We start from the raw sequence: 14,528 nt of genomic DNA, 5'->3' as shown, positions 1-14,528 counted from the left end.
GATACCCGGCAGGCCTCTGTTTTCAGAAAATCACCCGGACACCAATTTTATTACATTCGATAATGCCGTATCATGCCCGACCAAGGGGAGCGGACCGCGCCAGCCTTCCCTGCCTTCATGAAAAAAGGAGACAATGGCGCATGGGGGTCTAATCTGGTGTAATCAGATCAGTTCTCAACCACAGGCACCCATACACAGGCTGCCAGCAGGTGATAAAGGCGATCGGATCATGGAAAAAATAACATTGAACATAAGCGGCATGACCTGCGACGGATGTGCATCCAAGGTCGTGCATGCACTCGAAAGCGTGGATGGCGTCTCAATGGTCGAAGTCTCGCTGGAACAGGGCAAGGCCTTCGTCACGTATGACAGCCGCACCACCAACCTCGATGATCTGTTCGCTGCGGTTGACGATGCAGGCTTTGACGCAGGTTACTGATCCGCATGGGCAGGCATGACCGCCTGCCCCTGTCCTTTCCCTGTGTATGGGAAAAGCCGTTTTTGACAAATTGTTCCGAAATGCCACCTTTGTTGAAAAAAGGCGGCCCCGAAAACCGGTAATCCTGTTAACCGCCCATGTCGGCGGCAGCCTTGCGTATGGCCTGCGCCATGGCTTCCACCCCGTTGCCCCGGTTTGTGGACAGTGCCTGCACCAGCCCGAGGTCACGCAGGAATTTGGGGTCCGTATTCAGGATCTCGTCCCGGCTGCGGCCGGAATATACCCGCAGCAACAGCGCAACCAGCCCTGATACGATTGCCGCATCCGACGCACCAGCCAGATACAGCACTCCGTCACGCGGCTGCACTTCCATCCAGACCTGGCTCTGGCATCCCGGCACACGGTGGGCATCGTCCTGCCATTCGGGGGGGAATGGCGGCAGCTTGCGCCCCAGTTCGATGATGTACTGGTAGCGCTGCATCCAGTCATCGAACAGGGCCAGTTCCTCACCAATCTCCGCAATGGCATCGGCGGCGGTATCGTCCTCGGGCTTTACGAAGGGATCGGTCATCATCTTTCCTGTTACGCGGGGGCCATGACGGCCCGGAAAACGGAGCTGAACGCAAAAGGCCGCACCCTGCGGCGCGGCCCCTGCAGCAGGCGGGTACTGCCCTACAGGATAAAGCGGCTCAGATCACCTTTGCGGGCCAGGGGGGCCACACGGTTCTGGACATCTTCAGCCGTGATCACCACATCTTCCCCGCTCCGGTCGGCGGCGGTGAAGGATACATCCTCCAGCAGGCGCTCCAGAACGGTGGCCAGACGCCGCGCGCCGATATTCTCCACCCGTTCATTGATATCGGCCGCCAGTTCCGCCAGCGCATCGATCGCGCCATCGGTAAAGGACAGCGTCACCTTTTCCGTACCCAGCAGGGCGACGTACTGCTGCAGCAGCGAATGCTCCGGCTCGGTCAGGATCCGGCGCAGGTCATCACGCGTCAGCGATGCCAGTTCCACGCGGATGGGCAGACGTCCCTGCAGTTCGGGCAGCAGGTCGGACGGCTTGGCGATATGGAACGCGCCCGATGCGATGAACAGGATATGGTCCGTGCGCACGGGGCCGTATTTTGTGGAAACGGTCGTCCCCTCGATCAGGGGCAGCAGGTCACGCTGCACCCCTTCGCGCGAAACGTCGCCCCCACGCGATCCCCCTTCGGATGCACGTGCGCAGACCTTGTCGATTTCATCAAGGAAGACGATACCATGATCCTGCGCGTGGGCCACGGCTTCACGCGTCAGGGTTTCTGTATCCAGCATCTTGTCCGCTTCCTGCCGGGTCAGGGCGGCACGGGCCGCAGCCACCGTCATGCGCTTCTGCTGCGGCATGCGGTTCATGAAGCCCTTCATCATGTCGGAAAAATTGATGACGGCGCCGGGCGTCATGTTCGGCATGTCGGATGGCGACGGATTGCCCCCTTCGGCAATCGAGATCTCGACTTCCTTGTTTTCCAGTTCACCCGCGCGCAGCATCCGGCGGAACTTGTTGCGGGTTTCCGATGATGCCCCTTCGCCCACCAGCGCATTGAGCAGGATGTCCTCGGCCGCCTGTTCGGCGTTCTTTTCCACATCCTTGCGCCGCAGGTCGCGCAGCATGTTGATCGATGCCTCGACCAGATCGCGCACGATGCTCTCCACGTCGCGGCCGACGTAACCGACCTCGGTGAACTTGGTCGCCTCGACCTTCAGGAAAGGTGCCTGCGCCAGCTTGGCCAGACGGCGCGCGATCTCGGTCTTGCCGCAGCCGGTCGGCCCGATCATCAGGATGTTCTTGGGCACGACCTCGTCACGCATCGCATCGGTCAGCTGCGCGCGCCGCCAGCGGTTGCGCAGCGCAATGGCCACGGCGCGTTTCGCATCGGCCTGCCCGATAATATAGCGATCGAGCTCGGCCACGATCTCCCGCGGGGAATGATTGGGTATTTCCATTACGCCGCTCCGTCCTGCGTATCCGCACCCAGTGTTTCCACAATGACGGAATGATTGGTGTAAACACAGATGTCACCGGCGATCTTCATCGACCGCCGTGCGATATCCACCGCTGACAGCCCCTCGATCCCCAGCAGCGCGCGGGCGGCCGACAGCGCGTAATTTCCGCCCGATCCGATGGCGATGATACCGTCCTCGGGTTCCAGCACGTCGCCATTGCCCGTCAGGGTGAAGGAGCGTTCCGCGTCCGCCACGGCCATCATCGCCTCCAGCCTGCGCAGGTAGCGGTCCGTACGCCAGTCCTTCGCCAGCTCCACGCAGGCGCGTTCCAGCTGGTTGGGATAGCGTTCCAGCTTGTTTTCCAGCCGCTCCAGCAGGGTGAAGGCATCCGCCGTGGCCCCGGCGAAACCGGCCAGTATCTGTCCGGTGGGGCCGATGCGGCGCACCTTGCGGGCATTCCCCTTGATCACGGTGGCGCCCAGCGTCACCTGCCCATCGCCCGCCATGGCCACCTGGCCGTCGCGGCGGACACATAAAATGGTCGTTCCATGCCACCCGACAGGGTCATGGGGAGATGAATGATATTCTTGCATATCAATAGAAATAAAACGTTCTCACGCCAGCACAAGGGGCAAGGCCTCACGCCCTGCCCCGCGCGGTCATGTCGCCTGCGGGGCGCGGTTCATGATCCGGTCCATATGGGCGGCCAGATCCGCGCGGGTAAAGGGTTTATGCATGACGTTGGCGCTGCCCGCCGGCAGCGCCCCGGCATTGGCGTAGCCCGTCAGGTACAGCACCCGCAGGCCCGGCCGCAGCGCCTGCAGGTGATGGACGGTCTCCATCCCCCCCATGCCAGGCATCATCACATCCATGATGACAAGGTCGATCGGTCCCAGCCCCTGCTCCATGGCCTGCACGGCGGCGGCACCACTGGCATATTCATGCACGTCATGCCCGCGTGCGCGCAGGAAGCCCGCCGTCACCGCGCGCACGCCCGGTTCATCATCCACCACCATGACATGCAGCGCATGCTGGCCCGCCCCCTGTCCCGCGGTTGCCGTCGTGGCCGGGGCCGGGGCGCCGGTGGCATTGCCGTCCCCCTGCACCGGCAGGCACAGGTCAACGCGCGTGCCCTCACCCGGTCTGCTGCGCACCTGCACTTCCCCGCCGACATGACGGATGAAGCCATAGATCATGGACAGGCCCAGCCCTGTGCCGCGACCGACATCCTTGGTGGTGAAAAAGGGTTCGAACACGCGGGCCAGCGTCTCGGGCGACATGCCGACACCCTGGTCGGTCACTGAAACCATGACATATTCCCCGGGCACGAGATTCGTCCCCGGCACGATTTCCCTGACCCGCTTCAGCGCAGTGGACACCTTGATCAGCCCCCCTTCGGGCATAGCGTCAACGGCGTTGATACACAGGTTGAGCACCGCGAGTTCCAGTTGCCCCGCATCGGTGCAGACCGGCGGCAGCATGCCGTCGGACGCCGCCGTATCCACCACGATGGCGCATGGCGCGCCGCCGCTTTTTCCCTGCCGGGACACCACTGTCTGCGCCAGCAGGTCGTTCATGCCATGCAACAGGGCGTTCACGTCCACGGGTTCCAGGCTAAGGTCGCGCGGACGGCTGAAATTGAGCAGCCTGCGTGTCAGCGACGCCCCACGCTGTGCCGCCGCGGATGCATTGTCCAGCAGGCGCGCCATCGGCCCCGTTTCCGGTCCCATGTCACGCACCAGTTCAAGCGACCCCAGAACCGCGGTCAGAAGGTTGTTGAAGTCATGCGCGATGCCACCGGCCAGCGTGCCCAGCGCCTGCATCTTTTCCGCCTGGCGCAGGCGGGCGGCCATTTCCTGCTGGCGGGTAATGTCACGGTTGATCACGACGGAACAGGCCGACCCGTCGCCCAGCGCGCCCAACACGACGCGCGTGATCTCGCGCCACCGCCCCTGCACGCCGCCACGGATATGGGCAGGCAGTTCGACAACTTCCTCGTCGCGCCCTTCATCATGCAACCGTTCATGCGCCGCGCGGATCAGGGGCAGCAGGTCCGCATCGCACAGTTCCTGTTCCGTGCGGCCAAGGCAGTCCGCAATGTTGCGGCCATAGAAATCCGCGGCCTGCTGGTTGATACGGATAAAGCGGCCCTGCGCGTCCATGAACCCCAGCCCCGAGCGCAGGTTGTCCAGCAGGCCGTGCAGCAGCATGCGCTCGGTGCGCAGTTCGCGTTCCAGCCTGTGGTAGTCGGCAGCCTGCACGATCATGGCGCGCAGGGCGTCGGGATCCCACGGTTTGTGGGAATAGAATGAAATACGCCCCTGGTTCAGCGCCGCCGCGACAGCACCGATATCGGCATATCCCGTCAGCAGGATGGCCTGCGCGTCGCTATGTTCGCGCGCGCGCGCCAGCATGACATCGCCCCCCATCTCGGGCATGCGCTGGTCGGATACGATCACATCCACATCGTTGCGGGCCGACAGGATATTCAGCGCCTCGGTCGGTGATGTGGTGGACAGGACGGTAAAGGTATCCTCCAGCAGGTCCGTAAGGGCCACAAGGATCTCGGCTTCGTCATCCACCAGCAGGACAACAGGGCGCGGTGGCGTCGCGGGGACGGTATTCATTGGGCTGCAACTCCCTGCGCGGAGGTTATGGCACGCTTACTCGGCGCGCGTGATGGACGAAGGATGGACAGACGGGGATGGCCCGCCCTCACCTGCCGGCCCGGCGTTCCAGGGCACGGAAATGGTGAAACGCGCGCCCCCCTGTGGGGCACGGCCAACCGACAGGCTGCCATGGTGGGCCTGCACCACGCTGTAGGCGATCGCAAGCCCCAGCCCGGTTCCTGCCCCCACCGGCTTGGTGGTGAAAAACGGCTCGAAAATGCGCTCCTGCACGTCGGGCGCGATACCGGGGCCGCTATCGGTAATGACAAAGACATAACTGTCCTGTCCCTCCCCATTATGGGAGAGGAAGGTATGGATCTCGATTTCCCCTTCCGCGATCCCGCCACGGACAGACATATCATCAGGCTGGGCGGCAAGAATTGCATCCGCCGCATTGCTGATAATATTCATGATGACCTGATTGAGCAGCGCCGCCTGGCAGTACAGCCGGTCCGGAGCTTCGTAGCGGCGCCTGACCATGATGCCGCTGCCCAGCTTCTGCGTCAGCAGCGCCATGACGGTTTCCAGCGCCTCGGGCACATCAATCAGCTGGAACAACCCTTCATCCAGTCGCGAGAATTTGCGCAGATTCAGCACAAGGTTCTGGATGCGCCGCAACCCCATGTTCATGGACCCCACCCGGTCGCGGCATTTGTTCAGGATCGCGGCCCGGCTGTCATGGTCGGGATCGGCGCAATTGGCTTCCATGCCGATCACGCGGTCCAGCCCGCGTGCCACCGTGTCCTTGTGCGCCAGGATGAAGGCCAAGGGATTGTTGATTTCATGTGCGATGCCCGCCACCAGTTCACCCAGTGACGCCATCTTGGCCGTCTGCACCAGCTTGCCCTGTGTCTCGATCAGCTTGCGGTTGGCATCGGCCAGTTCGCGATTGGCCTGCTCCAGCGCCTCGGCCAGGGACGCTTTCGAGGCAATGGCCGCCGCTTCCGCCCGCGCGCTCTTGACCGCGATTTCACGTGCCTGCCGCTCGACCTCGATCCGGCGCACGTCATCCTGCAGAAGCTTGCGGCGCACCAGCACGCGGATACGCAGCGCCAGCGCCGCAGGCCCCACATCGCGCGAGACAAGGTCGTCTATCCCCGCCTCGAACACCCGTGCCGAAAACTCCTTCGCGTCGGGACGCGGGGCGCCATCCACGCCCAGGATGCGCGGCGGCACGTTACCCGACAGCAGATCTTCCTGCCGCCATTCGTCCAGCCTGCGGCAGACCTCCAGCCCATCGAACTCCCGGCACGCCAGGTCGATCACCACGCAGTCGGGCACATGGTCGGGGTCATGCAGCAGGGACGGCTCCAGCCGGGCGGGATCGGGGCACAGGGTCACGATATGCCCGTCACGCCGCAATTGGTCGATCAGTTCGGGCACCGCGCGACGGTGGGCGGGTTCGGGGGCGATGACCATGATCCGCGCGCGGCGGAACACGCGCTGCGGCAGGAGCGAGGGGGCATGGGCCGCATGTTCGCGCAGCAGCGCGCGGATACGGAAGACGATCAGCGCAGGATCGGACGATTTGGGGATATAGGCATCCGCCCCGCTTTCCAGTCCTTCGCGTTCCAGCCCCGGCTCGATCCCCTCCGTCAGGATCAGGACGGGAATCGTGCGCGTCACCGCGTTCATGCGCAGCTGGCGCGCCAGCTGCCCGCCATTCATGCCCGGCAGGTGATAATCGGCGATCACCAGCCCCGGCAGCCGTTCATCAAGGGTATCGAGCGCATCCTCCCCGCTGGCCACGCGGTGAACATGAAAACCGTGGCTTTCCAGCATGCGGCGGATACGCAGGGCCTGCGTGTCCGAATCCTCCACCAGCAGCAGGGTATCGGTATGGTCCTCTCGATCAGTCAGCGGCATCGGGGTGTCATTATCCTGCTAGGGGGCCTGTGGAAGGGATCTGGCCACCCGCCATGATCCGGAAGATATGCGGGGCGATCTCGTGCATCGGCAGGCTTATGCACGCAGCCCCCGCGCGTTCGGCAGCGCCGGGCATGCCGTGGATGACCGCCGTGCTGCGATCCTCCACAATGGTGTAGCCGCCGGCGGCACGGATACGGCCCAGCCCGTCTACACCGTCCTCGCCCATGCCGGTCAGCAGCACGCCAAGACTGTCCGCGCCGAACACCCTTGCGACGGAGGAAAACAGCACGTCAGCCGATGGCCGCTGCCCCTGCACCGGCGCGTCATCATGCAGGAGCACATCCCCGCGCGGGCCGACGGTCATGTGCCGGTTGCCCGGCGCCACCAGCACCCGGCCCCGTTCCAGCTTCATGCCGTGCTGCGCCAGCATGACCGGCAGGGCGACATGCTGGTCCAGCCACGCTGCGAACCCTTCCATGAAGGGCTGCCCCATATGCTGCACCAGCACCACCGGCAGCGCGAAATCCGCCGGCAGGTCCCCCAGCACGCGGGCGAAGGCCGTCGGCCCCCCGGTGGAGGCCGCAAGTGCCAGGATGCGTGGGCGGATATCAAGCGGGCGCGCCCACATGCCCTTGTGCCGGAAGGGCTCGGCCTGCAGCAGGCGGCGGCGGATCACGGGCACCTGGCTCATGATATACAGCTGTGTCGCGATCCCCTGCGCCACGGCAGCCCCGGCTTCACCCGACAGGCCCTGCGGCTTCTCGATCACCGACAGCGCGCCCGAACGCAGCGCGTTCATGGACACCTGCGTCGCCTGCGCGCCGACCGTGTCACTGACAATCACGATGGGGGTGGGAAAATGCGCCATGATCTGCCGCGTGGCTTCCAGCCCGTCCATGCCGGGCAGGCAGATATCCATGGAAATCACATCCGGGCGCAGGCGGGGGACAAGACGCAGCGCCTCCTCCGCCGTTTCCACGGCTTCCAGCAGCTCCAGCCGCGGGTCGCCCGCCACCACGCGCATCAGCAGGTGCCGCAGGACTGCCGAATCCTCCACAATCAGCACCCGGCGCGGCGCAAGGGGCGTCACATCGTTCACAACAGCCCCTTTATGGTATCGATCAGTTCACCCTGATCGAATTTCTGCTTGGTCAGGTAGGCACGCGCACCACCTTCCATACCCCGGCGCACGTCATCCCCATCATCGCGCGATGTCATGAGGACAACGGGGATGTCCGACAGGTGCGGATCGGCCCGCATGGCCGCCAGCAGCGCAAACCCGTCCATGCGCGGCATCTCGACATCCGTCACCACCACATCCACATGCCGCGAGGACTGCTGGAGCATCGCCAGCGCCTCCTCCCCATCCACCGCAAGGCAGACATCGTAACCATGGGACTGCAATATGGTTTTCTGCAGTGTCCGTGTCGTGATTGAATCGTCCACCACCATGACCAGCGGCGCATGGCGCACGGCCACCACGGGGGCGGCTTCATCCACGTCACTGAAGCATACCCCCGCCCCATTGCCGCGCAGCCGCCAGCGCGCGAACAGCCGGTCGGGGCTGAGAATGAAGACCGGCTGGTCCTCGCGCTGCCAGGCAATGCCGGGCACCAGTTCACTATCCAGCCCCACGGCGGTGGCATCCGATACCAGCAGCGTACGCACATCCACCATGCGTTCCACCGCAAAGCCGCAGCGCACGCCATCGACCTCCATCACCACCACGCTGACCGCGCCGTCACGCACGGGCAGCGGAGCGTTTTCATCCCCGACGAAGGCGCGTAGCGGCACAAGCGGCACAAGATCCTCGGCCTGTCCGTCGCCGTGCGCATGTTCCGGCTGCGTACCGTCGGAACGGTGCGGCACCACGGCAAAGGGCGCACCATTGAGCAGCCTGATCCCGTCACGCCGCACCCGCAGCAGGTGACGGATCACCCGACCGGGCAGACCCAGCGCCTGCCCCGCGTTTTCCACCAGCAGCACGGTGCGCTGGCGCTGGGACACCGGCACCGTCAGGGTCACGGTCGTACCCGCCGGCTGGCGTTGTTCCATGCGCACGGTGCCGTGCAGGGCGCGCGCCGCCTCCGCCACCACCGACAGCCCGACCCCGCGCCCGGCCAGCGTATCCGCCTGCCCACGCGTGGAAAAACCCGGTTCGAACACGCGCGCCAGCAACTGCCGCGCCTCCAGCGGCGCATCGGCATGGACCAGCCCCTGCCCTGCCGCCCGCGCGGCAATGGCCTGCAGGTCGGGGCCACGCCCGTCATCACTGACCGCAACCTGCAGCCGCACGCCGGTCAGGGTGACGGCAATAGTGATGTTCAGCCGTTCCGACTTGCCTTCCTTCAGCCGCTGTGCACGGGTTTCATGCCCGTGCACGATGGCGTTGCGCACCAGGTGGACCACCGGATCGCGCAGGGCCTGCATCACCCGGCGTTCGGTCTGGACCTCCATGCCATACATGTGCACGTCCACCCCGGCATCCGGTCCCCCATGTTCGCGCGCGATGCGCCGGGCCATGGCGGCCAGGGATCCAAACACGCTTTCGGCAGGTACAAGGGTGACGGCGTGGACTTCCTCCCCCAGGCGCAGCAATGCGCGGTCGATCTGCCCGGACATGAGTTCACGTTCACGCCCCACCGTCATGAGCTTGCGCGTCATCCGCGCGAATTCGGCCACGGGGTCGGCACGCATGCGTTCAGGGGCATGCATGACCGCACGCGATTCATCGAGCAGGTCCATGACCTGCGCCCACAGCCGTTCATGCCGTTCGGCCACGGACATGAGATCATGCACGGCCGAGGCCAGCGCATCGAGCCGCGCGACGGGCACCTGCACATAGGCAGGGTTTTCCGTCGCGGTAGCGGATGCCGTCGTTTCCTCATCTGCCGGGCGGACCTCGCCATCCGCCGGGGCGGATGTCATGAGCAGGTCCACCTCATCCAGCGTGTCGGTAATGGCCTTCAGGTCTGCCGCATCCGGCAGGGCACGGGCCGCCAGCAGCGCCGACAGGCGGTTTTCCAGCGTGTGGGCCACCCCTTCGACCGTTGGCAGTTCGACCGCGCGCGCCGCCCCCTTGAGCGAGTGGACGCGCCGGAAGATTTCCGCCAGTCCCTGCGCATCGGGGCAGCCGACGGCCACGATGCCCCGGATTGCACGCAGGTGGTCACGGTATTCCGCGTCAAATACCGCCAGAAGTTCGTCCCGAAGGTTGTCCACGGCCCGGCCGTCAGGTCCGGTAACGCGCGGAAATGGTCAGAAGCTGTTTCGACAGCTTGCCAAGGTTGCTGGCCGAGACCTCAAGGTTGCGCGTGCCCGCCGATGTCTGCTGGCTGGCCTGACGGATGCTCTGCAGCGCGGTCATGACCTGCTCGATGCCGATCTGCTGCTGGTTGGTGGACGCCACGATCTGCTGGAAGGCATGCACCCCTTCCTCGATCCCGCCGGTCATGCGTTCGATGGTGCGGTAGGCGATGTCGGTCCGCTCCTTGCCCGCCGAAACACGCTTGACCGCCTCCTCCGTCAGCATGACCGAAGTGTTGATGCCGCGCTGGATGTCACCCAGTATGGCGCGCACGTTCTGCGTCGCATCGCGCGACTGGTCGGCCAGGATCTTCATTTCCGCCGCGACCACGGCAAACGACCGCCCGTGCTCACCCGCTGCCGCCGCCTCGATCGCGGCATTCAGCGCCAGCAGGTGGGAGCGTTCGGACAGGTCATTGACCGAGGCGATGATTTCGCTGATCGCCTCGGTCCGTTCGGACAGGGCGACGATGTTCGACGCCACGGCTTCGGCCCCGTCATGGGTGTGGGCCATGGCGCGGGCGGTTTCTTCCACCGCTTCCAGCCCGCTTGCGGAACTGTGGACGATCACCTCCGCCGAGGAAATGACCTCTCTCGCGCGCTTGCTGATCTGGGCGCCGGAATGGGTGATTTCATCCACCGTCGCAGCCGTTTCCTGCACTGCGGCGAACTGTTCTTCCACGCTTGCTGCCTGCTGCTGGGTGGAGGCGCGGATTTCGGCCACGGCGGCGTCAAGGTTCTGCGTGACTTCCCCGCTCTGCCGCGCGATTTCACGCAGGCCGTCGATCATGCGGTTCAGCCCGGCCGCAAGGCGGGCGACCTCGTCACGGTCCTCGCCCATCCCGCCGACCTTGGCGCGGGTGGCAAGGTCGCCCTGCCCCACGCGTTCCATGACATGCATGATGGACGAAATCGGTTCCATGATCGACCGTCGCGTCCAGAAGGTCACGATCAGTGCGACGACAACCGCGCCCCCCATGCCGATGGCCAGCGACCGGCGGCTGTAATCATACGATGCCGCCCCCTGCGTTTCGGCCACCTGCACCCCATGGTCCAGCAGGGACGCAGCCCGCCCCACCAGCAGGTCGATCGACTGTTCGCGGCTGTCGATACGCGATGCCTGTTCGCGCACGCCCGCATCATTCCCCGCCCGTATGGCCTGGAACAGCATGGCGGCGCCGTGCGTATCCATCTGGAACTGCGTGGAAATATCACGCAGCTGGCTGGCGACGGTATTGAACATCTCGCGCTGGTCATCGCTGCGCGCCAGCCTGCCGGCCTCTTCCGCGCGCGACAGCACGCCCGCCAGCAGGCTGTCCGCCCCGCGCGCCTTTTCATCCCATCCGGCAATGGCGTCTTCCAGCACGGCGGGGGCGGTTTCGAAATCATGCGCGTAATAATGCGCAAGGATGGCAAGCCTGCGGGCGACAAGGTCGTTTTCGTTGGCGCGGATATGCGTCAGTTCACGGTAGACCGACAGGTCGCGGGTGACGATGATCGTCATTTCATCACGCACCTCCCGTATCTGTCCCAGTGCGTAAATGCCCAGCGAAACCATCAGCAGGACACCGACCATGAAGCCGAACAGCAGGCGATTGGCGATTGTCACGGTACTTCACACTCCGACATAACGGGAAGAAAACAGACGCGCGGGATCAATGACCGTCAGGCTGCGCCCATCGGGCAGGCTGGCCTGGGGAAAACCCGAAGGGGTCAGTGGCGTGGGGGTGCCCGCTATTTCCGCCGTGCCCAACGCCGCACTGGCCAGTAGCGCGATGCGCCCCAGCGGGATACTGGACACCGAACGCAGCAGCAGCATCACCCCCGGCTGTTCCAGTGGCGCGCCACCCAGCAGGATGGACAGGTCAAACACGGTGTACAGGTCGCCCTGGTATCCATGCACCCCGCGCACGCCAGGCGGGCAGTCGGGCCTGCGGGGCATGTCGCTCCAGACCGGGTCGGTCACGCGCAGCACGGCATGCAGGTCCACACCGCAGGCCTGTCCCGCGAGGTCGAGCATGACCAGCAGCCGTCCCGCCGTACCATCCGCCTGCCCCTGCCCGCGCGCGGCCATGATGCGCGCACGTTCATGCAGGACCCGCCGGGCGAAGGCCTCCCTGCCCGCGGGTGGGGTCATGTCCGCATGCGTCATCAGGATGTCACCTGCGCATCATGCCGCAGTGCCGGTCCCTCGGCAGCCTGCCGGGCAAGGCGCAGCAGGCCGCCTGCCGTCATGCCATCCCCGTCGGGCAGGACCATATCGGGCGGGCAGCGACGGACGAGGTCGATCATCTGCTGGCGCATGCGGTTTGCCTCCACCCATCCGCCCGCATCTTCCAGCAGGCGGGCAAGGTAGCAGCGCGCCATGACGTGGTCGCGGGCCAGATAGATGACCCTTCGGAACGATTCCTCGGCCTGCAGCAGGCAGCCTTCGCCCCATGCCAGTACGGCGGACAGGAAATGGATGCGGGTATCCATGGGGTAACGCGCCAGATGGTCACGGCACATCCGCATGGCACGAGCGACCTGCCCCCCATCTGCAACACGGCGGATTTCCGCAGCAACGGATGCGCTGTTCCCGGCTGGCACGGGCACAAGGGCGCGCGCGACCGGCCTGCGCCGCGGCAGTACGGGCACCCCGGCGCACGCGTCCTGTCGTCCCCCGCCCGAAGCCGGTGCGCGGAACGCGAGCGTGCCCGGCAGGCGCACGGTTTCAAGGCAGGGTGCGAAGTTGGACACCGGTTCCGAATGCCCCAGCAGGATCCAGCCTTCGGGCGAAAGCCGCGACGCCATGGCGCGCACCAGCGCCTGTGCCTGTGCCTGCGCGAAATAGATCAGCACGTTGCGGCACAGGATCAGGTCGAATGGTCCCGCAGGCCCGCCATCGGGCCGCAGCAGGTCCAGCACGTTGCTGTACCGGAAGTGGACCATGCGGCGATAGCATTCATGCAGCCGCCAGATACGGGGACTGACCGGGGTAAACCAGGCCGCCCGCTGTGCCGGGACGATGTCGCGCAAGGTCCATGCGCTGAATTCCGCCAGCCGGGCCTGTTCCAGCGCGCGGGTGCTGATATCCGTGCCCAGGATTTCGACATGCCAGTCTGCAGCATTCTGGCCCGCCTCCTCAAGCAGGCGGGTCAGCAGGATGGCGATGGAATAGGGTTCCGCCCCGTTGGAACAGCCAATGCTCCACACCCGCAGGTGCCGCGTGGCCGCCGCCCGGTGTATCAGCTGCGGCACAATGGTCCGTTCAAGGGCGGCGAACTGCTCGGCATACCGGAAGAAAAACGTCTCGCCTATGGTAATGGCGGATTCCAGTTCCCGCCATTCCCTGTCGCCCCGCGCGCCGTCGGACAGCAGGGCAAGATAGTCATGGCATGTCCGGCAGCCATGCAGCGCCATGCGTGCGCCCACCACCTGTTCCAGAAGATCGGCCTTGTCCACGTAATAATGCAGCCCCGTGCGCCGGGTCACGGCATTGAGCAGCCGCCGCAGGCCGGCGGGCGGAAAGGCGACAGGTCCCATCATGAATGACGTTCCCCTTCATCACCCGCCGCCATCGGGGGATCGGGGGCGTCCAGTCCGGCCCACAGGGCGGCGCGCGCACGGGTACGTTCCATCAGATTGTCCAGCCGCATGCGTTCATCATCATTGATGATGTCGGTCATGCGCAGCATGAATGCAATGCCACCATCCGCAAGTTCCAGTTCCCGGCCCGGCTCCCCGGCCTGCGCCGCGTCACCGTCGGGCATGGCGGATAAAGGGGGGACGGGCTGCGCGACCTCGCACACCGCATCCACCAGCAGGGCCACGCTCCCCCCGCCGGGCAGGTTGCACAACAGCAGCGGACAGTACAGCAGATCCACCGGCTGGCGCACCGCCTGCGCGCGGACACCCAGCAGCACCCCAAGGTCGATCACCACCACCATGGCCGCCCCCAGCCGGAACCAGCCCGATACATGCGGCAGCGCAACGGCCACCGGCATGAGTTCGGGCACGGGCATGCATTCCCTGACCACAAGCCCGGCAGGCAGACCGTACTGCCGCGTGCCCACACGGAAGATCATGACGGAGGGCCGCATGACCCGACCCGATCCATATCCGTTATCGTGCTGTGACGTGGCGTGATCCATTGCGATGGCGCGACCTGCTGTTTCCCATATGCACAAGGCAGAAGTTTGCATTTAATACAAGCCATCGCTACCTCGGTCTGGAATGCGTTTCCAACAATCCGGGGAAACGGCCCCCATGAGCGGAGT

The 14,528-nt window shown here is 65.2% G+C and carries 12 protein-coding genes; 1 reads left to right on the top strand and 11 read right to left on the bottom strand.

The features are described 5' to 3' along the window. Positions 1-229 precede the first annotated feature (229 nt). A complete protein-coding gene (locus HNO79_RS05210) occupies positions 230-439 on the top strand; it encodes a heavy-metal-associated domain-containing protein (RefSeq protein WP_029329201.1) in 210 nt (69 codons plus the stop codon). Positions 440-566: 127 nt separating this feature from the next. On the opposite strand, the gene HNO79_RS05205 is transcribed toward HNO79_RS05210, so the two are convergent. The 11 genes from HNO79_RS05205 to HNO79_RS05155 all read right to left on the bottom strand — a co-directional run bounded on the left by HNO79_RS05205 (position 567) and on the right by HNO79_RS05155 (position 14,351). After that, positions 567-1,010, bottom strand: a complete 444-nt coding sequence (locus HNO79_RS05205) for a SufE family protein (protein WP_187294148.1) — start codon at positions 1,008-1,010, stop codon at positions 567-569. Positions 1,011-1,111: 101 nt separating this feature from the next. Then, the gene (gene hslU / locus HNO79_RS05200; protein WP_010512856.1) at positions 1,112-2,425 is read right to left on the bottom strand and encodes an ATP-dependent protease ATPase subunit HslU; all 1,314 of its coding nucleotides are present in this window, start codon (positions 2,423-2,425) and stop codon (positions 1,112-1,114) included. Next, positions 2,425-3,018: an ATP-dependent protease subunit HslV gene (hslV, locus tag HNO79_RS05195; RefSeq protein ID WP_010512855.1), complete on the bottom strand. Its 594-nt coding sequence runs from the start codon at positions 3,016-3,018 to the stop codon at positions 2,425-2,427. Before hslV ends, hslU begins: the two co-directional genes overlap by 1 nt. A 66-nt stretch (positions 3,019-3,084) precedes the next feature. Further along, the gene (locus HNO79_RS05190) at positions 3,085-5,052 is read right to left on the bottom strand and encodes a response regulator (RefSeq protein WP_010512853.1); all 1,968 of its coding nucleotides are present in this window, start codon (positions 5,050-5,052) and stop codon (positions 3,085-3,087) included. A 36-nt stretch (positions 5,053-5,088) separates the two neighbouring features. Continuing rightward, on the bottom strand, positions 5,089-6,960 hold the full coding sequence (locus tag HNO79_RS05185) for a response regulator (RefSeq protein WP_214165001.1): 1,872 nt from the start codon (positions 6,958-6,960) through the stop codon (positions 5,089-5,091). A gap of 10 nt (positions 6,961-6,970) precedes the next feature. Then, entirely contained in the window at positions 6,971-8,062 is a 1,092-nt protein-coding gene (gene cheB / locus HNO79_RS05180) for a chemotaxis-specific protein-glutamate methyltransferase CheB (RefSeq protein ID WP_010512851.1), read from the bottom strand. After that, a complete protein-coding gene (locus HNO79_RS05175; protein WP_214165002.1) occupies positions 8,059-10,185 on the bottom strand; it encodes an ATP-binding response regulator in 2,127 nt (708 codons plus the stop codon). The genes cheB and HNO79_RS05175 overlap by 4 nt, the downstream gene beginning before the upstream one ends. Positions 10,186-10,195: 10 nt before the next feature. Next, positions 10,196-11,878 (bottom strand): methyl-accepting chemotaxis protein, encoded by a 1,683-nt coding sequence (locus HNO79_RS05170; protein WP_010512849.1) that lies wholly within the window; start codon positions 11,876-11,878, stop codon positions 10,196-10,198. Positions 11,879-11,884: 6 nt separating this feature from the next. Next, positions 11,885-12,421, bottom strand: coding sequence for a chemotaxis protein CheW (locus tag HNO79_RS05165; protein WP_010512848.1), 537 nt, complete (start codon positions 12,419-12,421; stop codon positions 11,885-11,887). Continuing rightward, the gene (locus HNO79_RS05160; protein WP_214165003.1) at positions 12,421-13,797 is read right to left on the bottom strand and encodes a CheR family methyltransferase; all 1,377 of its coding nucleotides are present in this window, start codon (positions 13,795-13,797) and stop codon (positions 12,421-12,423) included. Before HNO79_RS05160 ends, HNO79_RS05165 begins: the two co-directional genes overlap by 1 nt. Continuing rightward, a complete protein-coding gene (locus HNO79_RS05155) occupies positions 13,794-14,351 on the bottom strand; it encodes a chemotaxis protein CheW (RefSeq protein ID WP_244987431.1) in 558 nt (185 codons plus the stop codon). The genes HNO79_RS05160 and HNO79_RS05155 overlap by 4 nt, the downstream gene beginning before the upstream one ends. Between the last annotated feature and the right edge of the window lie 177 nt (positions 14,352-14,528).

The sequence above is a fragment of the Komagataeibacter oboediens genome (assembly GCF_018491655.1).
Classification (GTDB): Bacteria; Pseudomonadota; Alphaproteobacteria; order Acetobacterales; family Acetobacteraceae; genus Komagataeibacter; species Komagataeibacter oboediens.
This window is presented reverse-complemented; position numbering and strand designations above follow the sequence as displayed.